General features: G+C 62.1%; 22 protein-coding genes and 1 other RNA gene. 16 read left to right on the forward strand and 7 right to left on the reverse strand.

The window, feature by feature from the left end; all coding sequences use genetic code 11:
* Positions 1-5: 5 nt before the first annotated feature.
* Both UC34_RS04340 and UC34_RS04345 read left to right on the forward strand, forming a co-directional pair.
* Entirely contained in the window at positions 6-1,205 is a 1,200-nt protein-coding gene (locus UC34_RS04340) for an acetyl-CoA C-acyltransferase (RefSeq protein WP_044454201.1), read from the forward strand.
* A gap of 228 nt (positions 1,206-1,433) precedes the next feature.
* Positions 1,434-2,201 (forward strand): enoyl-CoA hydratase, encoded by a 768-nt coding sequence (locus UC34_RS04345; protein WP_044454203.1) that lies wholly within the window; start codon positions 1,434-1,436, stop codon positions 2,199-2,201.
* A 200-nt stretch (positions 2,202-2,401) separates the two neighbouring features.
* Here UC34_RS04345 and UC34_RS04350 read toward each other — a convergent pair whose 3' ends face one another.
* A complete protein-coding gene (locus UC34_RS04350; protein WP_044454205.1) occupies positions 2,402-2,821 on the reverse strand; it encodes an acyl-CoA thioesterase in 420 nt (139 codons plus the stop codon).
* Positions 2,822-2,963: 142 nt separating this feature from the next.
* Here UC34_RS04350 and UC34_RS04355 point away from each other — a divergent pair, with 142 nt between their 5' ends.
* From UC34_RS04355 to UC34_RS04385, 7 genes are all read left to right on the forward strand, one after another.
* Entirely contained in the window at positions 2,964-4,877 is a 1,914-nt protein-coding gene (locus UC34_RS04355) for an ABCB family ABC transporter ATP-binding protein/permease (protein ID WP_044454207.1), read from the forward strand.
* A gap of 229 nt (positions 4,878-5,106) precedes the next feature.
* Entirely contained in the window at positions 5,107-6,063 is a 957-nt protein-coding gene (locus UC34_RS04360; RefSeq protein WP_044454209.1) for a LysR family transcriptional regulator, read from the forward strand.
* Between the two features lie 183 nt (positions 6,064-6,246).
* A complete protein-coding gene (locus tag UC34_RS04365; RefSeq protein WP_044454211.1) occupies positions 6,247-7,533 on the forward strand; it encodes a Glu/Leu/Phe/Val family dehydrogenase in 1,287 nt (428 codons plus the stop codon).
* A 162-nt stretch (positions 7,534-7,695) separates the two neighbouring features.
* Positions 7,696-8,607 carry a glutamate/aspartate ABC transporter substrate-binding protein gene (locus tag UC34_RS04370; RefSeq protein ID WP_044454213.1) on the forward strand — a complete coding sequence of 304 codons (912 nt, stop codon included), beginning with the start codon at positions 7,696-7,698 and terminating at the stop codon, positions 8,605-8,607.
* A 105-nt stretch (positions 8,608-8,712) separates the two neighbouring features.
* The gene (locus UC34_RS04375) at positions 8,713-9,453 is read left to right on the forward strand and encodes an amino acid ABC transporter permease (protein WP_044454215.1); all 741 of its coding nucleotides are present in this window, start codon (positions 8,713-8,715) and stop codon (positions 9,451-9,453) included.
* Positions 9,453-10,133 (forward strand): glutamate/aspartate ABC transporter permease GltK, encoded by a 681-nt coding sequence (gene gltK, locus UC34_RS04380; RefSeq protein WP_044454217.1) that lies wholly within the window; start codon positions 9,453-9,455, stop codon positions 10,131-10,133. The genes UC34_RS04375 and gltK overlap by 1 nt, the downstream gene beginning before the upstream one ends.
* Complete coding sequence (locus UC34_RS04385; RefSeq protein WP_039396149.1) at positions 10,130-10,855, forward strand: amino acid ABC transporter ATP-binding protein; 726 nt, start codon at positions 10,130-10,132, stop codon at positions 10,853-10,855. Before gltK ends, UC34_RS04385 begins: the two co-directional genes overlap by 4 nt.
* Before the next feature lie 130 nt (positions 10,856-10,985).
* Here the strand turns inward: UC34_RS04385 and UC34_RS04390 are convergent, their stop codons facing one another.
* Positions 10,986-11,816: a class II glutamine amidotransferase gene (locus UC34_RS04390; protein WP_044454219.1), complete on the reverse strand. Its 831-nt coding sequence runs from the start codon at positions 11,814-11,816 to the stop codon at positions 10,986-10,988.
* Between the two features lie 203 nt (positions 11,817-12,019).
* On the opposite strand from UC34_RS04390, the gene pyrC reads away from it, so the two are divergent.
* From pyrC to rnpB, 3 genes are all read left to right on the forward strand, one after another.
* On the forward strand, positions 12,020-13,057 hold the full coding sequence (pyrC, locus tag UC34_RS04395) for a dihydroorotase (protein ID WP_044454221.1): 1,038 nt from the start codon (positions 12,020-12,022) through the stop codon (positions 13,055-13,057).
* Between the two features lie 122 nt (positions 13,058-13,179).
* On the forward strand, positions 13,180-14,013 hold the full coding sequence (locus UC34_RS04400) for a DUF3025 domain-containing protein (protein ID WP_237165232.1): 834 nt from the start codon (positions 13,180-13,182) through the stop codon (positions 14,011-14,013).
* Between the two features lie 110 nt (positions 14,014-14,123).
* An RNA gene (gene rnpB, locus UC34_RS04405) (RNase P RNA component class A) lies at positions 14,124-14,533 on the forward strand.
* 71 nt (positions 14,534-14,604) lie between these two features.
* Here rnpB and UC34_RS04410 read toward each other — a convergent pair.
* Positions 14,605-15,027 (reverse strand): OsmC family protein, encoded by a 423-nt coding sequence (locus tag UC34_RS04410; protein ID WP_044454225.1) that lies wholly within the window; start codon positions 15,025-15,027, stop codon positions 14,605-14,607.
* Between the two features lie 638 nt (positions 15,028-15,665).
* Between UC34_RS04410 and rplM the strand changes: the two genes are divergently transcribed.
* The 4 genes from rplM (at position 15,666) to erpA (ending at position 18,188) form a co-directional block, all read left to right on the forward strand.
* Positions 15,666-16,094: a 50S ribosomal protein L13 gene (rplM, locus tag UC34_RS04415; RefSeq protein WP_010805091.1), complete on the forward strand. Its 429-nt coding sequence runs from the start codon at positions 15,666-15,668 to the stop codon at positions 16,092-16,094.
* Between the two features lie 10 nt (positions 16,095-16,104).
* Positions 16,105-16,500 carry a 30S ribosomal protein S9 gene (gene rpsI / locus UC34_RS04420; protein ID WP_044454227.1) on the forward strand — a complete coding sequence of 132 codons (396 nt, stop codon included), beginning with the start codon at positions 16,105-16,107 and terminating at the stop codon, positions 16,498-16,500.
* Positions 16,501-16,681: 181 nt separating this feature from the next.
* The gene (gene argC, locus UC34_RS04425) at positions 16,682-17,725 is read left to right on the forward strand and encodes an N-acetyl-gamma-glutamyl-phosphate reductase (RefSeq protein WP_044454228.1); all 1,044 of its coding nucleotides are present in this window, start codon (positions 16,682-16,684) and stop codon (positions 17,723-17,725) included.
* A gap of 97 nt (positions 17,726-17,822) precedes the next feature.
* On the forward strand, positions 17,823-18,188 hold the full coding sequence (gene erpA, locus UC34_RS04430) for an iron-sulfur cluster insertion protein ErpA (protein ID WP_044454229.1): 366 nt from the start codon (positions 17,823-17,825) through the stop codon (positions 18,186-18,188).
* 213 nt (positions 18,189-18,401) lie between these two features.
* Here erpA and UC34_RS04435 read toward each other — a convergent pair whose 3' ends face one another.
* From UC34_RS04435 to UC34_RS04450, 4 genes are all read right to left on the reverse strand, one after another.
* Positions 18,402-19,568 carry a trans-sulfuration enzyme family protein gene (locus tag UC34_RS04435; protein ID WP_044454230.1) on the reverse strand — a complete coding sequence of 389 codons (1,167 nt, stop codon included), beginning with the start codon at positions 19,566-19,568 and terminating at the stop codon, positions 18,402-18,404.
* A 25-nt stretch (positions 19,569-19,593) separates the two neighbouring features.
* Positions 19,594-20,109, reverse strand: a complete 516-nt coding sequence (locus UC34_RS04440) for an SET domain-containing protein-lysine N-methyltransferase (RefSeq protein ID WP_044454231.1) — start codon at positions 20,107-20,109, stop codon at positions 19,594-19,596.
* 207 nt (positions 20,110-20,316) lie between these two features.
* Positions 20,317-21,480, reverse strand: coding sequence for an anhydro-N-acetylmuramic acid kinase (locus UC34_RS04445; RefSeq protein WP_044454232.1), 1,164 nt, complete (start codon positions 21,478-21,480; stop codon positions 20,317-20,319).
* A gap of 122 nt (positions 21,481-21,602) precedes the next feature.
* On the reverse strand, positions 21,603-22,973 hold the full coding sequence (locus UC34_RS04450) for a M23 family metallopeptidase (RefSeq protein WP_044457738.1): 1,371 nt from the start codon (positions 22,971-22,973) through the stop codon (positions 21,603-21,605).
* Positions 22,974-23,098: the final 125 nt, after the last annotated feature.

Raw genomic sequence — 23,098 nt, forward strand, 5'->3', positions numbered from 1 at the left:
CTGACATGAGCAAACAATTGCAAGACGCCTACATCGTTGCCGCCACCCGTGCGCCGATCGGCAAGGCGCCCAAGGGCAGCTACAAGAACACGCGTCCGGACGATCTGCTCGCGACCATCCTCAAGAGCACGCTGTCGCAGGTGCCGGATCTGGATCCGAAGGTCATCGAAGACGCCATCATCGGTTGCGCCATTCCCGAAGCCCAGCAAGGTCTGAATGTCGCGCGCATCGGCGCGCTGCTCTCCGGGCTGCCGAACACGGTGGGCGGTGTCACGGTCAACCGTTTCTGTGCTTCGGGCCTCACCGCACTGGCCATGGCCGCCGACCGCATTCGCGTGGGCGAAGCCGACGCGATGATTGCGGGCGGTATCGAAAGCATGAGCATGGTGCCGATGATGGGTAACACGCCGTCGCTCTCGCCCTCGATTTTCGAGCGCGACGAGAACGTAGGCATTGCCTATGGCATGGGCCTCACCGCAGAAAAGGTCGCGCAGCAGTGGGGCGTAACCCGCGAAGCGCAGGACGCTTTTGCGCTCGCCTCGCATCAGAAAGCCATCAAGGCCCAACAAGCTGGCGAGTTCGCCAACGAAATCACGCCGATCGAAATCGTCGAGCGCTTCCCGAATCTGGCCACGGGCGAAGTGTCGATCAAGACGCGCACGCTGTCGCTCGACGAAGGCCCGCGTCCGGATACGTCGATCGAAGGGCTGGCCAAACTGCGTCCGGTGTTCGCCAGCAAGGGCTCGGTCACGGCTGGCAACAGCTCGCAGACGTCCGACGGCGCCGGCGCGCTGCTGGTGGTGAGCGAAAAGATCCTCAAGCAGTTCAACCTCACGCCGCTCGCCCGCTTTGTTTCGTTCGCCGTGCGTGGCGTGCCGCCCGAGATCATGGGCATTGGTCCGAAGGAGGCGATCCCGGCGGCGCTGCGTGCCGCAGGGTTGAGCCAGCAGGATATGGACTGGATCGAACTGAACGAAGCGTTTGCTGCGCAGGCGCTCGCCGTCATCAAGGATCTGGATCTGGACACGCGCAAGGTGAACCCGATGGGCGGCGCGATTGCGCTGGGCCACCCGTTGGGTGCGACGGGCGCTATCCGGGCCGCGACCGTGGTGCACGCGCTGCGTCGCCACAATCTGAAGTACGGCATGGTAACGATGTGCGTGGGCACGGGGATGGGCGCGGCGGGCATTATCGAGCGCATGTAAGCCGGATCCAATCGGCATTCGGGCATCCGTGATCGATTTTTGATAGGCGTTGGCCCGGTGCAGGGCCGACACTACGAGTGCCGACGGCTCAGGACGCCGGGGCGCGGTTTCGCAAATGCGTGGCTGCCCCCGGCGTTGTCATGTGGATGGACGATGCCGTGCGGGTCCCGTTACCGTCGGGATGACGCACGGCTGACCAGACGAGTGGATCGCGAGGAGACACAAACGATGGAAGACGTATTGGTACAGCGTCAGGGCGCCGTGCAGGTGCTGACGTTCAACCGCGCTCACAAGAAGAACGCGATTACCGCCGACATGTATCAGGCGCTCGCCGACGGCATCGCACAGGCGGAGGACGACGCCTCGTTGCGTGTGATGCTGATTCAGGGGCAACCCGACGCCTTCTCGGCGGGCAACGATCTCGAAGACTTCCTCAAGAACCCGCCGAAGGACGAGAGCGCGCCGGTGTTTCAGTTCCTGCGCGCCATCAGTCAGGCGAGCAAGCCGATCGTGGCCGCCGTGGCGGGCAATGCGGTGGGCGTGGGCACGACGCTGCTGTTGCACTGCGACGTGGTCTACGCGGCCGATTCGGCGAGATTTTCACTGCCGTTCTCGCAACTGGCATTGTGTCCGGAGGCGGCGTCGAGCTGGCTGTTGCCACGCGTGGCAGGGTATCAGCGTGCAGCCGAGAAGCTGCTGTTCGGCGAGCCGTTCGACGTGAACGAAGCCGTGGCGATGGGTTTCGTCAATCGTGTTCTGCCGGCCGCAGAGGTATTCGACTATGCCGCGAAGCGCGCCGCACAACTGGCCGCGATGCCGGCCGGGTCGCTGCGGGTGACCAAGCAGCTCATGAAGGCGGACGGCGCGCGCGACGTGCAGGCGCGTATCGGCGAGGAGGGCGTGGAGTTTGCGAAACGTCTGCTCTCGCCCGAGGCGCGCGAAGCATTCACGGCATTCTTCGAAAAGCGAAAACCGGATTACAGCCAGTTTTCGTAAGGCATCCCGCAACAAAACCGCAATGCCATAGCGCTGCGCCGAATGTCCGGCAGGCGCCGCGCGCTGCCTGTGAGACCCGCGAGAAGACAAACGCCGCACGCCTCGATTCCGAGGCGGCGGCGTTTTTCGCTGCGCGGCAAGGTGCCGCAAGGCGTTGCCAGGTGTTGCCGGATGTTGCGGGGGGCGGTAAGCCCTGCGACTCAGCTGGCGGCGTCGAGCTTTGGCAGCGGACGCGGGCGGCGGTCTTCGTCGGTCGCCACGTACGTCACCATCGCTTCGGTGACTTTGACGATCTCGTGCGTCAGGCGCATGCGCTGAGCGTACGCCTCGACGTAGACGGTGATCGACGTGTTGCCCGTTTTCACGATCGTCGCGTAGAAGCTCAGCAGATCGCCGACGAACACCGGCTCCTTGAACAGGAACGAGTTCACGGCAATGGTCGCGACACGGCCGTTGGCGCGTTGTGCCGCGGGAATCGAGCCCGCGATGTCGACCTGCGACATGATCCAGCCGCCGAACACGTCGCCGTGAGCGTTGGCGTCGGCGGGCATCGGCATCACGCGCAAGGCCAGTTCTTTTTCTTCGGGCAGGGCCGTGAGGGCCGGGGTCGGGGTACTCATGATGATCCTTGGTAGCGCGGGAGAGCCGACCGGCGTCGGTCCAGCCGAGGGTTCAGCATGGGACGCCGGGTTCTGCGAAAATACGTCATTACCGATTCTAGCGGAAAGCCCTCATCCGAGCCGGACGCCGCCACACCCCACCATGAGACGTTTCACTCCGGCCGAGCCTGCGCCGGCGGCCTCCGGCGCGCCCAACGGCGGCAAACCGCCGCGCGGCGACTGGCAGGTCATCAAGTCGCTGTTTCCCTATCTGCTCGAATTCAAGGGCCGCGTCGCACTCGCGCTCTCGTGTCTGATTCTGGCGAAGGTCGCCAACCTTGGCGTGCCGGTCATCATGAAGCACATCGTCGATGCGCTCGGTCCGGTTGCCACGCTCTCTGCGACGGCGCGCGCCGCGAACGATCCGAGCCTGATCGTCGTGGGCGGTCTCGGCTTGCTCGTGATCGCCTACGGCCTGGTGCGTCTGTCGACGTCGCTCTTCACCGAGTTGCGCGAAATCCTGTTTTCGAAAGTGACGGAAAGCGCCGTGCGCCAGATTGCGCTCAAGGTCTTTCGCCACTTGCACGCCCTGTCGCTGCGCTTTCACCTGGAGCGGCAGACGGGCGGGATGAGCCGCGATATCGAGCGGGGCACCCGAGGCATCCAGTCGATGATCTCGTACTCGCTCTACAGCATTTTGCCGACCCTCATCGAAGTGAGTTTGGTGCTGGGATTTTTCGTGCTGCGTTATGAAGCGTTCTACGCCATCGTCACGCTCGTCGCCCTCGTGTTCTATATCGTCTTCACGGTGAAGGTCACACAGTGGCGCACGCATTTTCGCCGCACGATGAACGAACTCGACTCGAAGGCCAACGCGCGCGCCATCGACTCGCTCATCAACTACGAGACGGTGAAATACTTCGGCAACGAGGCGTTCGAGACCCAGCGCTACGACGAGAACCTGAAACGCTATCGCGCCGCCGCGATTCGTTCGCAGAACTCGCTCTCCGTGCTGAACTTCGGTCAGCAGGCCATCATTGCCAGCGGCCTCATTCTGATTCTCTGGCACGCCACGCAGGGCGTGATGAGCGGGCGCATGACGCTCGGCGACCTCGTGCTCGTCAATACGTTCATGTTGCAGCTCTACATTCCGCTGAACTTCCTCGGCGTGATCTATCGCGAGCTCAAACAGGCGATGACGGACATGGATCGCATGTTCACATTGCTCGACGTCAATCGCGAAGTCGCCGATCCGCCCGGCGCGCAACCGCTCGTGTGTAGCGGCGGGACGGTGCGTTTCGAACATGTGAACTTCGGCTACGAGCCCTCGCGCCAGATTTTGCACGACGTCGATTTCACCATTGCGGCGGGGACGACGACGGCTGTGGTGGGGCATAGCGGCTCGGGTAAATCGACGCTCTCGCGCTTGCTTTTCCGCTTCTACGACGTGGGCTTTCCCGGTGTGGAAGGCGGTCGCATTGCCATCGACGGGCAGGACATTCGCGATGTCACGCAGGACTCGCTGCGTGCGGCGATCGGCATCGTGCCGCAGGACACCGTGCTGTTCAACGACACGATCTACTACAACATCGCCTACGGGAATCCGTCGGCCTCGCGTGAGCAGGTGATTGCCGCAGCGCGCGCTGCGCACATCCACGACTTCATCGAAAGCCTGCCCGCCGGTTACGAATCGATGGTCGGCGAGCGCGGCTTGAAGCTCTCCGGGGGCGAGAAGCAGCGGGTGGCGATTGCGCGCACCATCCTCAAGAACCCGCATATTCTGATTTTCGACGAAGCGACGTCGGCGCTCGACTCGCGCTCGGAGCAGGCGATTCAGACGGAGCTGCGCAACATTGCCCGCGAGCGCACGACGCTCGTCATTGCGCACCGCCTGTCGACCGTGGTGCACGCGGCGCAGATCATCGTGCTCGACAAGGGGCGTATCGTCGAGCGAGGCACGCACGATCAACTGCTGCGCGCCGAGGGTCTCTATGCGCAGATGTGGGCGCTGCAGCAACAGCGTCGCGGCGGAGAAGGCGATGCCGAGGCCTCGCATTTTGCGACGGTAGTGTCGTGATCGGCGGGGCGCTTTGGCGGGAATCCGCGTCGTGGATCCCCGTCACGGGTCCGGGCGAATGACGGACGCAGGCCTGTCGTGCATGCGCACGATTGCGTAGACTAGCGCGCTGACGCTGGTGATGTTGCCCCTGGGCACATCGCCGTTTCGTAGTGACGGTACCGATGGCCCCGAAGGGACTGACGGCACCGATCATGCCCCATTCGACCGGCCTTGGCGGGAGCGCCGCATGGAAATCAAATGGCTTGAAGACTTCGTGTCGCTCGCCAAGACGAACAGTTTCAGCCGCTCGGCGGAATTGCGTCATGTGACGCAGCCGGCGTTCTCACGTCGCATTCAATCGCTCGAAGCATGGCTCGGTAGCGAGCTCATCGATCGGTCGAGCTACCCGACGCGCCTCACGCCCGCAGGCGAGGTCTTCTACGAGCAGGCGCTGGCGTTGCTCGCGCAGGCGCAGGAAGCGCGCGCGCTGCTGCGCGAACAACGCTCCGCGGACCACTCGGTGATCGATTTCGCCGTGCCGCACACGCTCTCGATGACCTTCTTCCCGCGCTGGCTGAAGCTGCTGGAAAAGCGCATGGGCCTGTTGCGCACGCGTTTGCGCGCACTCAACGTGCACGATGCGGCCATGTCGCTTACCGATGGCGGCTGCGACTTGCTGATGTGCTATTACCATCCGAGTCAGCCGTTGCAGCTCGACGCTGCGCGCTACGAAATGATCGTGCTCGGCAGCGAGCGCTTCAGCCCCTACAGCGCACCTACGCCGCAAAAGCGGGCGCGGTTCAAATTGCCCGGTACTCCAGAAGCGCCCGTGCCGTATCTGGCCTATACGTCGAACGCCTATCTCGGGCGCATGGCCGACCTGCTGGTGGGCGACGTGGCGAGCCGTCCGCATCTGGACAAGGTCTACGAGACGGACATGGCAGAGGCGCTCAAGGCGATGGTGCTCGCCGGGCATGGCGTGGCGTTTCTGCCGGAGAGCGCGGTGGTCGACTCGGTCGCGCGCGACGAACTGATCGATCTGGCGCCGTCTGGCAAAGTATCTGCGCCGTGGCATCTCGATATGGAGATTCGCCTGTATCGCGACCGGCTCGCCTACACGGACGCCAGCAACCGGCGCGAGCGGACCAAGCGCGACGTGGTCGAAGCGTTCTGGCAAGCGGTTCGGGACCAGGTGAAGGGCTGATGCCCGAGGGCCTCACCGGCATGGCAGGCGTTGCGGGCCTGGTGCAAAACTATGCGGAAAATGCATAGTTGCATGTTTATTCGGCATTGGATTGTTGTTTGCGGTTCTTTGTAAAGTGCGAGCCATTCGTGTCGCTGGCGCGGTGTGTGCCGGCGGTACAGATTGAAGCCGGAGATTCCAACGATGTCTCAAACGTCACATGCCTTGCCTTCCTACCTCGACGCCGAACACCTCGGTCCGTGGGGTAACTACCTTCAACAGGTTGATCGCGTCACCCCCTATCTCGGTTCGCTCTCGCGCTGGGTCGAAACCCTCAAGCGTCCGAAGCGTATCCTCGTGGTCGACTGCCCGATCGAACTCGACAACGGTACCATCGCCCACTTCGAGGGCTATCGCGTTCAGCACAACACGTCGCGCGGTCCTGGCAAGGGCGGTGTGCGTTTCCACCAGGACGTGACGCTGTCCGAAGTCATGGCGCTGTCGGCCTGGATGTCGGTCAAGAACGCTGCGGTGAACGTGCCATACGGCGGCGCCAAGGGCGGTATCCGTGTCGATCCGCGCAAGCTCTCGCGCGGCGAACTCGAGCGTCTCACGCGCCGCTACACCAGCGAAATCAACATCATCATCGGACCGACGAAGGACATTCCGGCGCCGGACGTCAACACCAATGAGCAGATCATGGCGTGGATGATGGACACCTACTCGATGAACGAGGGTTCCACGGCCACGGGCGTGGTGACCGGCAAGCCGATCTCGCTGGGTGGCTCGCTGGGCCGTCGCGAAGCGACCGGTCGCGGGGTGTTCGTGGTGAGCTGCGAAGCGGCCCGCCGTCTGGGCATGGACGTGCGCGGCGCGCGCGTGATCGTGCAGGGCTTCGGCAATGTGGGCGGTATCGCCGCGCGCCTGTTCGCGGAAGCCGGTGCCCATGTCGTGGGTGTGCAGGATCACACCGGCACGATCTACAAGTCGGACGGTCTCGATGTGCCGAACCTGCTCAAGCACGTGGCCGAGACCGGCGGCGTGGGCGGCTTCCCGGCGGCCGAGGCGATCAAGGACGACGAATTCTGGTCGCTCGACTGCGAATTCCTGATCCCGGCAGCGCTGGAAAACCAGATTACCGAGAAGAACGCCGACAAGATCCGCGCGAAGGTCGTGGTCGAAGGCGCCAACGGCCCGACGACGACGGCTGCGGACGACATCCTGCGTAGCAAGAACATTCTCGTCGTGCCGGACGTGGTGGCCAACGCCGGTGGCGTGACCGTGTCGTACTTCGAGTGGGTTCAGGACTTCTCGAGCTTCTTCTGGACGGAGGAAGAGATCAATCACCGTCTGGAGCGCATCATGCGCGAGGCGTTCGACGGCGTGTGGCATGTCGCACAGGAACATCAGGTTTCCTTGCGTACCGCGGCATTCATCGTCGCGTGTACCCGCATTCTGCAGGCGCGCGAAATGCGCGGTCTGTACCCCTGATCCGGTAGTGCCGGCAGGTAAGTAGTAATACGCATTAGTGCGTAAAAAGGAATGTTCGGGGCGAGTTACGTCAAAAAAGACGTCCGTTCCGAACATTCGAGAATAAAAAAATGGGCAAATGCAGTGCTAAAATGCATTGGTTTTTGCCAAGGAGACCAAGGAATGACCCTCTCAAAAATTGCGTTGGCGATGTGCTGTGTTGGCCTGATGGCAGGTGCTGCTCAGGCTCAGGAAGCGGGTACTCTCAAGAAGATCAAGGACACGGGCGTCATTTCGCTGGGAAACCGCGAATCGTCGATTCCGTTCTCGTTCTATGACAACCAACACAATGTCGTGGGCTATGCCAACGACGTGGCTCAGGCGATCGTTGCCGAAGTCAAGAAGGAACTGAACCTGCCGAACCTGAAGGTGACGCAGACTCCGATCACGTCGCAAAACCGTATTCCGCTGGTCCAGAACGGCACGATCGACATCGAGTGCGGTTCGACCACGAACAACGCCGATCGTCAGAAGCAAGCGGCATTCTCGAACACGTTCTTCATCATCGGCACGCGCCTGCTGACGAAGGAAGGCTCGGGCGTGAAGGATTTCGCAGACCTGAAGGGCAAGAACGTCGTCACGACGGCAGGCACGACGTCTGAGCGTCTGCTGCGCGAGATGAACCAGAAGGAAAATCTGGGGATGAACATCGTCAGCGCGAAGGACCACGGCGAAGCCGCGATCACGCTGCATCAGGGCCGCGCCGTCGCGTTCATGATGGACGATGCACTTCTCGCCGGTGAGCGCGCCAAGTTCGGCGATGCCAAGAAGTACAACATCGTTGGCAAGGCAGCCTCGTACGAAGCATATGGCTGCATGATGCGCAAGGACGATCCGGCCTTCAAGAAGGTGGTGGACAAGGCGATTGCGGATTATCAGAAGTCGGGTCAGGCACAGAAGGACTACGCCAAGTGGTTCCAGCAGCCGATCAAGGTCCTGCCGGGCAACCCGAACATGGACTTCCCGCCGTCGGCTGAAATGGCCGCACTGTGGAAAGCGCCGAACGACAATGCTGACGTCCAGGGCACCAAGTAAGCCGACAGGCGTATTGGTTTGCCAGGCGTAAGTACGTAATGCTGAAGCGGAAGGAGTCAATCCTTCCGCTTCTTTTTAAGCAAGACAAGTAGAAAAGGGGAGATCATGGCTCTCGGTCTCGATTTCAGTTTTTTCTTCCAGCCGGTGGCTACCGGCGAGAACACCACCTACTTCGGGTGGGTGCTCTCGGGCCTCAAGCTCACGCTTGAAGTCGGCCTCGGCGGCTGGATCATCGCGCTTATCGTCGGCTCCGTGCTTGGCGTGATGCGTACCATTCCAAACAAATGGATTTCCGGATTCGCGGCGGCCTACGTCGAACTGTTCCGGAACATCCCGCTGCTCGTGCAGTTGTTCTTCTGGTACTACGTCGCTCCCGACTTCCTGCCCGAAGCGGTTCGTCAGTGGCTGTTCTCGCTCAACCCGTCGAACGTCTCGTTGCTCACCGGTGTGGTGGGTCTCGGCCTCTTTACGGCGGCGCGTGTGTGCGAACAGGTGCGCTCCGGTATCAATTCGTTGCCGAAGGGCCAGAAGAACGCCGGTCTTGCGATGGGGCTGACGCTCCCGCAGACGTATCGTTTCGTGCTTCTGCCGGTGGCCTTCCGTGTCGTGATCCCGCCGATCACCTCGGAGTTCGTCAACATCTTCAAGAACTCGGCCGTGATCTCGACCGTGAACTTGCTGGAACTGACGGGCCAGGGCAAGCAACTCATCGATTACACGGCCCATAGCTACGAGTCGTTCATTGTCGTGACGATCGCTTACATGATCATCAACATCGCGGTGCTGGTGCTCATGCGCTTCATCGAAGCCAAGACCCGCCTGCCGGGCTACATCGGGGGCAAATAATGGGTGAGATCTTCGCATGGGGCGGCGCTATCGACGCGATGCCGCTGCTCATCAAGGGCATGGTCACCACGCTGCAGATCACGGCGCTGGCCGTGGTCGTCGGCATCGTCTGGGGCACGTTGCTCGCGATGATGCGTCTGTCGGGTGTCGCCCCGCTGAAATGGTTCGCGGATCTTTACGTGAACGTGTTCCGCTCGATCCCGCTGCTGATGGTGCTGCTGTGGTTCTTCCTGATCGTGCCGCAGGTGCTGCGTTCGTTGCTGGACGTGCCGCCGACGTGGGACATCCGGATGGTCTCCGCGCTGGTAGCCTTCTCGCTGTTCGAAGCGGCGTATTATTCGGAAATCATCCGCGCCGGTATCCAGAGTGTGTCGCGTGGCCAGATGTCGGCTGCCTTCGCGCTGGGCATGTCGTACTGGCAGGCGATGGGCCTCGTGGTGCTGCCGCAGGCGTTCCGCAACATGGTGCCGTTGCTGCTCACGCAGGGCATCATTCTGTTCCAGGATACCTCGCTCGTGTACGCGATCGCCTTGTCCGATTTCTTCGGTATGGCGTACTCGGTCGGTCAGCGTGACGGCACGCTGCCTGCCATGATTGTGTTTGCCGGAGCGATCTACTTTGTGATCTGCTTCACGGTTTCGATGTTGGTTAAACGTCTTCAAAAGAGGTTGGCGAAATGATTACCCTGAAAAACGTCTCCAAGTGGTACGGCCAGTTCCAGGTGCTCACGGACTGCTCCACTGAAGTCAAGAAGGGTGAAGTCGTGGTGGTGTGCGGCCCGTCGGGTTCGGGCAAGTCCACGCTCATCAAGACCGTCAACGGTCTGGAGCCGATCCAGCAAGGCGAGATCATCGTCGATGGCACGTCGGTCGCCGATCCGAAGACGAACCTGGCCAAGCTGCGCTCGCGCGTGGGCATGGTGTTCCAGCACTTCGAGCTGTTCCCGCATCTGTCGATCACCGAAAACCTGACGCTCGCACAGGTCAAGGTGCTCGGTCGCAGCAAGGAAGCCGCGCGCGACAAGGGGCTTAAGCTGCTCGAGCGCGTGGGCCTGAAGGCGCACGCTCACAAGTTCCCGGGGCAGCTCTCGGGCGGTCAGCAGCAACGTGTGGCGATCGCCCGTGCCCTGTGCATGGACCCGATCGCCATGTTGTTCGACGAGCCGACCTCGGCGCTCGACCCGGAAATGATCAACGAAGTGCTCGACGTGATGGTCGAACTGGCTCAGGAAGGCATGACCATGATGGTGGTCACGCACGAAATGGGCTTCGCCAAGAAGGTGGCCAATCGCGTGATCTTCATGGATCAGGGCATTATCGTCGAAGACGATCAGAAGGACGAGTTCTTCGCGAACCCGAAGTCGGACCGCGCCAAGGACTTCCTGGCCAAGATCCTGCACTGATCGGTGCTGGCGACGTTGGCGTCATCGACGTCACCGGCCTCGGAATGAAAAAAGCGTACCTTCGGGTACGCTTTTTTTGTGGCTTGCGGCGGCGATGTCCGTAGTGCTGCCGCGGCCAGCCGTCGCAGCGTTACTGGCAGGCAGTGTTCTGCGCGTTGCGCAGGCGCACGGCTTCCGGAATCGGTACGACCGTGCGCAGCGTCGGCGCGCCTTTCTCGAACAGGATCAGCTCGCCCGGCTCGAAAGTCGTCCAGACTTCGTTATCGGTGAGCGGAGCCGTGGCGATCACGGCGACCCGGTCGGCCGGCGTGGTGAACTTGGCGAAGTCGATCTCCCAGTCGGCGTCGATCAGGTGCGCCTTGGTGAACGGCCACTGGCGAGCGATGAAGTGCAGTCGGGTGGAGCAGTGGGCAACCAGTGCCTGACCGTTCGAGAGCACGAAGTTGAACACGCCGTGACGGGTGATCGTGCGCGTGATGTCTTCGACGGCATGGAAGAGTTCGTCCAGCGGCGGTTGCGAGCCGGGGAAGCGCTTGCGCAGACCTTGCATGATGTCGCAGAAGGCCCGCTCGCTGTCGGTCGTGCCGACCGGCTGGTAGACGCCGGAGAGGAACGGATCGTAATCGTGCAGATCGCCGTTGTGAGCAAAGATCCAGTGGCGTCCCCACAATTCGCGCTGGAACGGATGGCAATTCTCCAGCTCGACGATGCCTTGCGTCGCCTTGCGGATATGGGCGATGACGTTCTTGGACTTGATCGGGTACTTCTTCACCAGTTCGGCGATGGGCGAGTTGGCCGCTGCCTGATGATCGATGAAAAGGCGGCAGGCCTTGTCCTCGAAAAAGGCAATGCCCCAGCCGTCGGCATGGTGATCCGTGCCGCCCCCACGCGCCGCAAAACCGGTAAATGAGAACGTGATGTCGGTCGGTTCCGCGCAATTCATTGCGAGCAGTTGGCACATGGGGCGGGCAAATCGATGATTGGCTGCGCACGTCGTGTCGGAGCGCCGCAACCGTTACAATATGGGGTTACAGAAGCATAGCACCGGCCTCTGTGCACGTACATTCCCGCCCAGGCAGTCCGTCGCGTCGATGCGTCACCCATTCGCACCGCGCAGCCACGAACGCATGGGCCAGCCGTCCCTCCAGCCCCCGGAAAACGCCCATGACCACCCAACTGACTATCACCCGTCCCGATGACTGGCACTTGCACGTGCGCGATGGCGCCGTGCTCGAGAGCGTACTGCCCGACAGCGCCCGCCAGTTCGGCCGCGCGATCATCATGCCGAACCTGAAGCCGCCGGTTACCACGACCGAGCATGCCGCAGCGTATCGCGAGCGCATTCTCGCGGCCCGCCCGGCCGGCAATACGTTCGAGCCGCTCATGACGCTGTACCTTACCGACAACACGCCGGCCGAGGAAATCCGTCGCGCGAAGGCTTCGGGTTTCGTCCATGGGGTGAAGCTCTATCCGGCTGGCGCCACCACGAACTCGGACGCCGGTGTGACCGATCTGGCCAAGTGCCGCGGTGCGCTGGAGGCGATGCAGGAAGTGGGCATGCCGCTGCTCGTGCACGGGGAAGTGACGAGCGCCGACATCGATATCTTCGACCGTGAAAAGGTGTTCATCGACAAGGTGATGTCGCCGCTGCGTCGCGATTTCCCGGGGTTGAAGGTCGTGTTCGAGCACATCACCACGAAGGACGCCGCCGAGTACGTCGCAGAAGCCGCCGGTCCCATTGCCGCCACGATCACGCCGCATCACCTGCTGTACAACCGCAACGCCATCTTCACGGGCGGCATCCGTCCGCATTACTACTGCCTGCCGGTCCTCAAGCGTGAAACGCACCGTGAAGCGCTTGTGAAGGCTGCCACGTCGGGTAACTCGCGCTTCTTCCTTGGCACCGACAGCGCGCCGCACGCGCGCGGCGTGAAGGAAGCGGCCTGCGGTTGCGCCGGCTGCTACACCGCGCTACATGCCGTAGAGTTGTATGCCGAGGCGTTCGACAAGGCGGGAGCGCTCGACAGGTTCGAGGCGTTCGCGAGCTTCCATGGCCCGGACTTCTACGAACTGCCGCGCAATGCCGACAAGGTCACGCTGGTTCGCGAGGAGTGGGAATTGCCGGCCGAACTGCCGATGGGCGACGCCACCGTCGTGCCGCTGCGCGCAGGGGAAGTCATTGGCTGGAAGCTCAAGGGCTGACGTTGCATCGCGTCCTGGTGTCCGCGAAATCGATGACGTCGCTGAAGTTCTGATGTCCCGATGTCCCGATGTCCCATGAGGTTCATGCATCCATGTCGTTGATGGCGTCCGCCCGATCGTCCGTGCCTTCGTTGCACAACGCCCGGGCGCTGTCCGGCTTGCCGGACATCGACTGGCGTGCGCCGTGGTTCGAGGCCGTGGCCGCACACGGGCAAAGTGCATTGACCTGCGACGACTGGCGGCTTGCCCTGTCGACGCAGGCCGCTGCCGCACGCGTGGTGACCGGCCAGGGGCAACCGCTGCGCTTCGTCGCCCAGGAGACCCTGCCCGTTGCCACGGCGTATGAGGCGTTCATCGCGGCAACGGGCGGGGTGCCCACACGCCGCAATCTTCACGACTTCTTCAATGCGCTGATCTGGCTGACGTTTCCGCGCGCCAAGGCGGCGCTCAATGCACGTCAGGCCAGGGCAATCGCGACGGACGGCGTGCAGGCCACCCGCGGCGCCACGCGCGACGCGGCCACCCTGTTCGATGAAAACGCCGTCCTTTTCGCTTGCAGCGAGCCGTCGCTGGGGGAGGCCTTGCGGGGATTCGACTGGCACACGCTCTTCGTCACGCGTCGTGCCGACTGGGGGCGCACCTGCGAAGTCCAGCCCTTCGGCCATGCGTTGCTGGAGAAACTCGTCTCGCCTTACAAATCGGTGACGGCGCACGCCTGGATCATCGACGTGCCGCATGATTATTTCGACGCGCCGCCGATGCACCGCCGTCAGTGGCTCGACGAACGGATTGCGCCGCAGCTGGTGTCGGCGCCGCTCTCGACGCGTGATTTCGCCCCGTTGCCGGTGCTGGGTATTCCCGGCTGGTGGCCGGCGAATGCGGATCCCGCCTTTTACCGGGATGCATCGGTCTTTCGGCCGGGGCGCAGGGAAAAGTCCGCGGCAAGCGCGCGGTAAGTGCGCGGTAAGTGCGCGGTAAGCGGGCGGCAAGTGGGCGGCAAGTGGGCGGTAGGGTCGGCAGGGCGCTTAGGCAGCAAGGCAGGGGGCCGTGATACACTTCGGCCCGCAGAGTCGGCCAGACAATCGCCGCCTCCTTTCGGGGAGGGGGAGGAAAGTCCGGACTCCACAGGGCAGGGTGATGGCTAACGGCCATCCGTCGCGAGACGCGGAACAGGGCAACAGAGAACAGACCGCCGATGGCCCCTGGCGCAAGCCGGGGGATCAGGTAAGGGTGAAACGGTGCGGTAAGAGCGCACCGCGGCGTGCGGCAACGCACACGGCACGGTAACCTCCACCCGGAGCAATTCCAAATAGGCAGGTGAGCGGCATGCGCCTCGTGCGTGTGCCGGCAACGGGGCCCCCGGGAGCCTGCGGGTAGGAAGCTTGAGCGGCGCAGCGATGCGTCGCCTAGAGGAATGGTTGTCAGGCGCGGCGCGAGTCGCGTTCACAGAATCCGGCTTATCGGCTGGCTCTGCATCCCAATAAAGTGCAAAAGGCTCCCATCGGGAGCCTTTTGTCTTTCTGTCGCCGTGACAAGGCGCCACGCGTTCAGCCTTCGACGATCTCGACGCTGTGCGTGAGCTCGGCCGTCTTGGCGAGCATGATCGACGCCGAGCAGTACTTGTCATGCGACAGATTGACGGCGCGCTCCACGGCGGACGGGTTCAGATTGCGACCCGTGACGGTGAAATGGAAGTGGATCTTCGTGAAGACCTTGGGATCTTCGCTGGCGCGCTCGGCCTTGAGCGTCACACTGCAATCCTTGATGTCCGCGCGGCTCTTCTTGAGAATCATCACGACGTCGTAAGCGGTGCAGCCGCCAGTGCCGACCAGCAGCATTTCCATCGGACGCGGCGCCAGGTTGTTGCCGCCGCCTTCCGGGGCGCCATCCATCGCGACCATGTGCCCGCTTCCCGTCTGTGCGACGAAGGACATGCCGCCCGGGCCCATCCAGCTAACCTTGCATTCCATATTTTGAAACCCCGATATCCCATTCAAGCAAAAATTGTAGCGGCTTCCTCGAACCTGCGTACGATGCCGCCGCGAACCCGGACATCCGCGATTTGCGGGCGGGGTTGCTGCGTCGCAATATTGGCGCTTTTTTGATCGAGTTTTCAGGGGGATAAACCCTAAATTCGGATTCTTGGCACTGGTTGAGGTCAGTTCGTTGCTCGCAAAATCTCATTAAGTATTTGATTGTTATGAGATTTTTAGGAATTTTCGGTTTCTTTCGAAATTTCATAATGTGGTGTTGCATTTCGCACTATAAATTTTCTTGCATTGCACCATCTCGTTTGCTACACTTCAGTCATTGGTTGTTGTGCTTCACAGCAACGCTGCAAGTGTCTCCTCCACCCTCCTCCTTTGGTGGATTTAACCCGGACCCCTTGAGGTTCGGGTTTTTTTTTGTGCTGCCGGAAACGCTGTTTACCGGTGGGTCGTTTTTTCTGTATAATCAACGGCTTTTCCGGAAATGCCCACGGAAAAAGCATCAGGGAGAGCCTGCAAGCACAGGACTGCGCCATGTAACCCCGAGTTACCAGGACGCGGCCGGCAGACAAGCAGGAAGTTGGTGTTAATGGGGCAAACGCATTTTATTTGGATCGATCATGAAGACGTTTTCCGCTAAGCCGGCAGAGGTGACGCGCGAATGGTTTGTGATTGACGCGACGGACAAAGTCCTCGGCCGTGTCGCCAGCGAAGTGGCACGCCGTCTGCGCGGCAAGCACAAACCTGAATTCACGCCGCACGTTGATACTGGTGACTACATCATCATCGTCAATGCTGCCAAGCTGAAAGTCACGGGCGCAAAGCAAACTGACAAGAAGTACTACCGTCACACGGGTTACCCGGGCGGTATCTACGAAACCACGTTTGGCAAGATGCAAGAGCGTTTCCCGGGCCGTGCGCTCGAGAAGGCTGTTAAGGGCATGCTGCCGAAGGGTCCGCTGGGCTATGCGATGATCAAGAAGCTGAAGGTTTACGCCGACGGTAATCATCCGCACGAAGCGCAGCAACCGAAGTCGCTCGAGATCTAAGGGCCACGCCATGTTCAAAAACGATTGGAATTACGGCACCGGCCGTCGCAAGAGCGCTGTTGCTCGTGTGTTCATCAAGGCTGGCAAGGGCGACATCGTCGTCAATGGCAAGCCGATCAAAGAGTACTTTGCTCGTGAAACGTCGCTGATGATCGTTCGTCAGCCGCTCGAGCTGACCAACCACGGCGAAACGTTCGACATCAAGGTCAACGTTTCGGGCGGCGGTGAAACGGGTCAGGCCGGTGCGGTTCGCCACGGTATCACCCGCGCACTGATCGACTACGACGCGACGCTCAAGCCGACGCTGTCGAACGCTGGCTTCGTCACGCGCGATGCCCGTGAAGTCGAACGTAAGAAGGTTGGCTTCCACAAAGCCCGCCGTCGCAAGCAGTTCTCGAAGCGTTAATCGCCACGAGTGCTTGTGGGTATCCGCTTCGGTGGATGCAAAAAAGGCCGCCTCGCGCGGCCTTTTTTCATTTTTGGATGCCGTGAAAGCGATGCGGCGCGGGTTGCGCCGGGTGCGTCACCGTCCCACAAGTGTCGCCGAAGCTTGATAGAATCGCGGTTCCGATTGAAAGGGGTAGGACATGGTCAAGGTAGGTATCGTAGGCGGCACCGGCTATACCGGTGTGGAACTGCTGCGCTTGCTGGCGCAGCATCCGGAAGTGAAGTTGACGGCAATCACCTCGCGCAAGGAAGCGGGTACGCCGGTCGCCGACATGTATCCGAACCTGCGAGGCCGTGTCGACCTGGCGTTCTGCACGCCTGACGACGCTCGTCTCACCCATTGCGACGTGGTTTTCTTCGCGACGCCGCACGGCGTGGCAATGGCGCAGGCCCGCGAGCTGCTGGCTGCCGGGGTGCGCGTGATCGACCTGGCTGCCGACTTCCGTCTGAAGGACACGGCGACGTTCGAGAAGTGGTACGGCATGCCGCACGCGTGCCCGGACATCCTCGAAGAAGCCGTCTACGGCCTGCCGGAAATCAATCGGGAGAAGATCAAGAGCGCGCGCGTGATCGGCCTGCCAGGCTGTTACCCGACGTCCGTGCAGTTGGGCTACGCGCCGCTGTTCGCGGGCGGGCGCAAGCTGGTCGATCCGAAACACCTGATCGCCGACGCCAAGTCCGGCGCCAGCGGCGCAGGTCGCAAGGGCGAGACGTCGCTGATCCTCGCGGAGACGGCCGACAACTTCAAGGCGTACGGGGTGAAGGGCCATCGTCACCACCCGGAAATCAAGCAGGGTCTCGAGGCGATTGCGGGCTACGACGTGGGCCTGACGTTCGTGCCGCATTTGCTGCCGACGATTCGCGGTATCCATTCGACGTTGTACGCGACGATTCTGCCCGAAGCCCGCGATACCGATTTTCAGGCGCTGTTCGAAACGTACTATGCCGGTGAGCCGTTCGTGGACGTCCTGCCGGCCGGCTCGATGCCGGAAACGCGCTGGGTGCGTGCGTCGAATTACGTGCGTATGGCGGTCCATCGCCCGAACAATGAGGACACGCTGGTGATCCTCGTGGTCGAGGACAATCTGGTCAAGGGCGCATCGGGCCAGGGCGTGCAATGTATGAATCTGATGTTCGGCCTGCCGGAAAACATGGGCCTGACCCATATTCCCGTACTGCCGTAACGGTATTTATCGTCACTAAGCCCTTGATTTTTCGGCCATCGGCACGAATTTAGGAATAGGGCTAGAATGACACCAAACCGATTTATGGAGATTTACGATGAGCGCACTGCTTGAGGACGCCGTCACGGAAATGCCCGCATTCCTGGTCTTTACCGACAGTGCGGCAGACAAGGTCAAGCAATTGATCGACGAAGAAGGCAATCCCGACCTGAAACTGCGCGTTTTCGTGCAGGGTGGCGGTTGCTCGGGCTTCCAGTATGGTTTCACGTTCGATGAAGACGTCAACGAAGACGATACGGTGCTCGACAAGAACGGCGTGTCGCTGCTGATCGACTCGATGAGCTATCAGTACCTCGTCGGTGCCGAGATCGACTACAAGGAAGACATCAACGGCGCACAATTCGTGATCAAGAACCCGAACGCTACCACCACGTGTGGCTGCGGTTCCTCGTTCTCGGTCTGAGCGACGACCTTCGATCGAGGTGACGGCGCCACGCTGTCGCCCTGGTTGCAAGGGCTACGAAGAAACCCCTCGTCGAGGGGTTTTTTTGTGCCCGCGATGTTTGCGATGAAGGCGTGGGGCAATGCACAGGCTCATGTCCCGGGCCGTGCTTCAATAGCGCTTCAAAGGCGCTTCAAAGGCGCTTCGATGGCGCTTGCGTCGCGCTTTCAGGCGCTATCCGGCTGCCTCCAGCGCCTGCGACAGGTCGGCCTTGAGATCCTCGACGTGCTCGATGCCAACGGCATAGCGCACCATGTCGTCCGGAATATCGTCCACGCCGCACGGAGGCGTTCTGGTGCCGCCCCACATCGTCGCGACGTGTATCGCGAGCGAATTGACACCCCCAAGGCTTCCCGCGACCTGTGAAATCCGCAGTTTGTCCACCAGACGCCTGGCGGCGACAGGCCCGGTTCTCAGGCGGAATGTCAGCACGCCACCGAATCCTCGCATCTGTCGGCAGGCCAGATCGAATTGCGGGTGAGAGCGCAGCCCGGGATACCCGACACTGCTCACGTTCGGGTGCCGGGATAGAAAGCGGGCAAGGGCCAGCGCATTCCGATTGACCCGCTCCATTCGCACGGGAAAGGTGCGGATGCCACGCAAGAGCAGCCACGCATCCATGGGGGATAGCACCGATCCGAGCGTCACGTGGGTATGCCAGATGCGGTCCGCGAGCGCGTGACAGGTGCAGATGACGCCGCCGGTCAGGTCGTGATGACCGCCCAGATACTTGGTGGCGCTATGAATCACGATGTCGACCCCCAATGCGTGAGGCTGCTGATTCAGCGGCGATGCAAAGGTGTTGTCTGCGATGGTGAGCACACGATGCGACGTCGCCATGGCCGCAATGGGCGCCATATCCGTCAATTCAAGCAGCGGGTTCGCAGGGGATTCGAGCACGATGAGTTTCGTATTTCGTCGAATCGCCCGGCCGAACGCCGAGGGATCGGTTTGGTCGACGAGTGTCGATTCGACGCCCAATCGTCTGAGCAGGCCGTCCAGCAGATTGGCCGTGCTCATGTAGTGCCGCCGCTGAGCAATGACATGATCGCCTGCACTGAGCAATGCGAGCAGCGTCGTGCACATCGCGCCCATGCCGGAGCCGGTGACGAGTGCGGTCTCTGTGCCTTCGAGGGCTGCCACGAGCGCCTTGACGCGCTCGTGAACCGGATTGCCATAGCGCGTGTAATTCTGCGGATGCCGGGCCCGGGTCGACATCTCGACGAAGTCCTGCTCGCACGATGCTGCGAAGACGGCGCTGTAGTGAATGGCGGGCGCGACGTCCTTCTCATCGCAGATGCCGCGGTCGCCGATGAGGGCGATGGTTTCTTTCCGGAACATTCGGCGTCCCCGGCGGCTTTGCCGACTACGCTTGCGTTTCGGCGCGACTGCGCATCAAGTACGCCATGCCTTCTTCATTGGGCAGCTCTCTGAATCCGGTAATCCACTTTCGGCAACCGGGGGCGCCGCATTGGCATTTGAATTGCCGCGCGAGCACCTCTTCCGTCGAGGCATAGTCGATCGTCAAAAATTCGCCGGCCTCGATATCGCGCAATGCGAAGAGCTTGAGATGCTTCATATCGAGCACCGTGGACGGCGAGCACGAGTGCAGCAGCATCCCCGAGAAATCCGGGTCGTAAAGATGCGACGCTTCGCTCACCTGCAAGGTATGCAGTTTGCGCTCGCTGGTCAGCATGCCCGTAATCTGGCTGACGAGTTCCGCCCGACGAAAAGCCACCAGCGTTCGCACACCTCTGCATTCGCCCTCGCTTTCGCCGTCGCCGCTATGGGGGCCGTTGCCGACACGGCAAATCTCGAATTTCGTTCTTGACGGATAACCGTCCTTTAGTAGTTCGAATAGATGTGAATCGTCTTTGCCCATGATGTTTGTCCACTTGGAAGGGTTCCGGGGGGGGGCGCCGCGACGCGCGGCGTCGACGTCTCAAGAGTGGCACGCAAGGGAAGGCGAGCGCCGATATCGGGCGGTTTTTTGGGGAAACCTCCGACGTGATCCGCTCACGTCGGGACGAGACCCATGGCGGGGTTGTCCCGACGCAAAAGTGGGACCGTCAGGGGCTGACGGTGAGACTCAATGTGGGTAGATCGCGCCCAGAATGCGCGGCCCCCTGGCGCCGGTCACGGACGGGAGGTTGCCCGGCTGGCGCGCCACGCACCGCTCGGCAAGCCACGCGAAGGCCAGGGCTTCCACCTGATGGGGCGGTACGCCCAGCGCGTCGGTCGTCGTCACCTTCACGCCGGGGAGGCGTGCAGCGATGGCTTGCATGAGCGCACCGTTGCGCGTGCCGCCGCCGCAGGCATAAAAGCCCCGGCAATCGGGCGCGTAACGCAGAACATCGTTGGCGACGCACTGTGCCGTCAGCGCGACGAGCGTGGCCTGCACATCGACGGCCGAGACCGTTGCGAAAGCGCTCAGGTGGGCGTCGAGCCATGCCGCGTGAAAAAGGTCGCGGCCGGTGCTTTTGGGCGGTGTCTGGCTGAAGTAGGGCTCGCTGATCAGCGCAGCGAGCAGCGCCTCATTGACGCGCCCGCTCGCGCCCCAGGCGCCGCCGTCGTCATAGGCCTTGCCGAGATGGCGAGATGCCCAGCCGTCGAGCAGGGCATTGCCGGGCCCGCAGTCGAAACCGGATACCGGCAAGCCCGGCTTGGCGGCAGGCAGGATCGTGATGTTGCTGATGCCGCCGAGATTGCACACCACACGTGTCTCGTCAGCCGCCGAGAACACGGCCTGATGGTAGGCGGGGACCAGGGGCGCACCCTGTCCGCCGGCCGCCACATCGCGACTGCGAATGTCGGCGACGACGTCGATGCCGGTCAACTCGGCCAAAAGCGCGGGCGCGTTGAGTTGGCGCGTGTAACCGACACCGTCGAATTCGCCGGGACGATGGCGGATCGTCTGACCATGGGCGCCGATGGCGATCACCTCGGACGCGCGCCGGCCCGCCGCCGCGAGCAACTGCGCCACGCATTGCGCATAGACACGTACCAGGGCGTTGGCCGCCAGCGCTTCCCGATGCAATTCGTTGTCCGACGGCGCCTGCAGCGCCATTAGCGTCTCGCGCAGATCGTTCGGGAAAGGCAGGTAGGCTTCGGCAAGCACGCGGCCGTCGGGCGACGCCACGAGGACCCCATCGACGCCATCCAGACTAGTGCCGGACATCAGGCCGATGTAGTGAGCGGAGGCGGTCGTAACCTCAGTGGGCGCAGTGAACGCAGTGGGGTGGGTGTCGGTCATGGGCGCAGCGCGATCGTACGGGAAGCCGGGGGCGAAAATCCCGCACCGCGCGGGGTCAACGTGTTTCGCTAGTACGTGATGTACGCGACACGTTACCCGCGCAATGCGGACTCCAGCATACCTTAATCGCGTTCGGCGACTTGCACCGTGCGCATCAGATCGATGCGCTTGAGCAGGTTCTCGGCGTACATGTCGAACAGTTTCAGGCGATTGCCCGAGAGCGGTGCGACGGCTGCCAGATCCGTGGAGAACGGGTTGCGCGGCACGCCGTTCAGGCGCAGTTCGTAGTGCAGGTGCGGGCCGGTGGCCCACCCCGTCTGACCAACGAAGCCGATGACCTGACCCTGCGTAACCCGCGTGCCGGGCTTCATTCCCTGACCGAAGCCGGAAAGATGGGCGTAGCGCGTCTGATAATTGCCCGCGTGCTCGATTTCGACCAGATTGCCGTAACCGTTCTGCGTGCCGACGAACTTGACCACGCCGTCGCCTGCCGCGAACACGCGCGTGCCGACAGGCGCTGCCAGATCCACGCCTTCGTGCTTCTTCCACTTGTGCGCGAACGGATGCTCGCGCCCGCCGAAGGCCGACGAAATGCGCGAGAACTCGACGGGCGTGCGAAGGAACGCCTGCTTCAGGTTGCGCCCGTCGAAGCCGTAGTACGCGCCTTCGGGCGAGCCCTGCGGATCGGCGTACCAGATTGCCTGATGCGTCTTGCCCTGATTGATGAATTCGATGGCGAGTACGCGGCCGGTGCGAACCGTGCGGTCCTGTTGCTTGACCACTTCGTACACGAGGCGGAAGCGATCGCCGCGGCGCACGTCGCGCTGGAAGTTGATCACGCCGGAGAAGATGTTCACCATCTGCGCGACGACGGCATCGGGCACGCCCGCATCGTCCATCGCCGTGAAGAAGTTCTCGGCAATCGCACCGGAGCGCATGGCCCATTCGGTGTCGTTGGCCAACTGTTCCATGCGCGCGCGCAAACGACCGTCGTCGCGACGCTCGATCACCAGTTGCTGCGCGGCGGCGCTGCCGCTCGAGAGCACGGTGGAGAGCGTGACGAGCTTGCCGTCATCGTCGGTTTCCGCCTGCACGACCTGCCCTGCGGGCACGCCGATCAGACGTCGGGCGACGGCATTCTCGCGAATGAACTTCTCGGCGGCAGGGTCCTGGATCGACAGGCGCGAAAGCATGTCCCCGAGGGTTTCGCCGCGCCGCAGCGCCACTTGATGGATAAAGGTCTGGGATTGCGCGTCGAGCTGCTGGATCTGATGGGCCAGGTCGGGGAAGGTGAGCGGTAAAGTCACGCTCGCACCGTTGCGTGCCGAATCCGGCACCATCGGCGCCACGCCGAAAGCGGTCACCATTCCCAACGTCAGGGCCGAACCGACCGTTGCCACGATTTGCACCTTTCTGCGACGGTGCTTCGGCTGCGTGGGATCGATCAGGGTCAGCAGTTCACGCGCAAAAAAATCACGGAGTTTTGGCCACATCACGTAAAATTCTGCGCAACTTACGAAAAAGCCCGGGCGGAGCGACACGCTTCGAGATTGCCTGCCGGAATTTCCGGGGCAACCCGGCGTCGCTTCGGCCCGAGCCGAGAATTGAGCGGCGATTA

The organism is Pandoraea vervacti, from assembly GCF_000934605.2.
Lineage (GTDB): Bacteria > Pseudomonadota > Gammaproteobacteria > Burkholderiales > Burkholderiaceae > Pandoraea > Pandoraea vervacti.

Excerpts from the sequence above, each read along its gene's own strand:
- UC34_RS04340 (WP_044454201.1), top strand. The coding sequence starts at position 6 with ATGAGCAAACAATTGCAAGACGCCTACATCGTTGCCGCCACCCGTGCG.
- UC34_RS04345 (WP_044454203.1), top strand. The coding sequence starts at position 1,434 with ATGGAAGACGTATTGGTACAGCGTCAGGGCGCCGTGCAGGTGCTGACG.
- UC34_RS04350 (WP_044454205.1), bottom strand. The coding sequence starts at position 2,821 with ATGAGTACCCCGACCCCGGCCCTCACGGCCCTGCCCGAAGAAAAAGAA.
- UC34_RS04355 (WP_044454207.1), top strand. The coding sequence starts at position 2,964 with ATGAGACGTTTCACTCCGGCCGAGCCTGCGCCGGCGGCCTCCGGCGCG.
- UC34_RS04360 (WP_044454209.1), top strand. The coding sequence starts at position 5,107 with ATGGAAATCAAATGGCTTGAAGACTTCGTGTCGCTCGCCAAGACGAAC.
- UC34_RS04365 (WP_044454211.1), top strand. The coding sequence starts at position 6,247 with ATGTCTCAAACGTCACATGCCTTGCCTTCCTACCTCGACGCCGAACAC.
- UC34_RS04370 (WP_044454213.1), top strand. The coding sequence starts at position 7,696 with ATGACCCTCTCAAAAATTGCGTTGGCGATGTGCTGTGTTGGCCTGATG.
- UC34_RS04375 (WP_044454215.1), top strand. The coding sequence starts at position 8,713 with ATGGCTCTCGGTCTCGATTTCAGTTTTTTCTTCCAGCCGGTGGCTACC.
- gltK (WP_044454217.1), top strand. The coding sequence starts at position 9,453 with ATGGGTGAGATCTTCGCATGGGGCGGCGCTATCGACGCGATGCCGCTG.
- UC34_RS04385 (WP_039396149.1), top strand. The coding sequence starts at position 10,130 with ATGATTACCCTGAAAAACGTCTCCAAGTGGTACGGCCAGTTCCAGGTG.
- UC34_RS04390 (WP_044454219.1), bottom strand. The coding sequence starts at position 11,816 with ATGTGCCAACTGCTCGCAATGAATTGCGCGGAACCGACCGACATCACG.
- pyrC (WP_044454221.1), top strand. The coding sequence starts at position 12,020 with ATGACCACCCAACTGACTATCACCCGTCCCGATGACTGGCACTTGCAC.
- UC34_RS04410 (WP_044454225.1), bottom strand. The coding sequence starts at position 15,027 with ATGGAATGCAAGGTTAGCTGGATGGGCCCGGGCGGCATGTCCTTCGTC.
- rplM (WP_010805091.1), top strand. The coding sequence starts at position 15,666 with ATGAAGACGTTTTCCGCTAAGCCGGCAGAGGTGACGCGCGAATGGTTT.
- rpsI (WP_044454227.1), top strand. The coding sequence starts at position 16,105 with ATGTTCAAAAACGATTGGAATTACGGCACCGGCCGTCGCAAGAGCGCT.
- argC (WP_044454228.1), top strand. The coding sequence starts at position 16,682 with ATGGTCAAGGTAGGTATCGTAGGCGGCACCGGCTATACCGGTGTGGAA.
- erpA (WP_044454229.1), top strand. The coding sequence starts at position 17,823 with ATGAGCGCACTGCTTGAGGACGCCGTCACGGAAATGCCCGCATTCCTG.
- UC34_RS04435 (WP_044454230.1), bottom strand. The coding sequence starts at position 19,568 with ATGTTCCGGAAAGAAACCATCGCCCTCATCGGCGACCGCGGCATCTGC.
- UC34_RS04440 (WP_044454231.1), bottom strand. The coding sequence starts at position 20,109 with ATGGGCAAAGACGATTCACATCTATTCGAACTACTAAAGGACGGTTAT.
- UC34_RS04445 (WP_044454232.1), bottom strand. The coding sequence starts at position 21,480 with ATGACCGACACCCACCCCACTGCGTTCACTGCGCCCACTGAGGTTACG.
- UC34_RS04450 (WP_044457738.1), bottom strand. The coding sequence starts at position 22,973 with ATGTGGCCAAAACTCCGTGATTTTTTTGCGCGTGAACTGCTGACCCTG.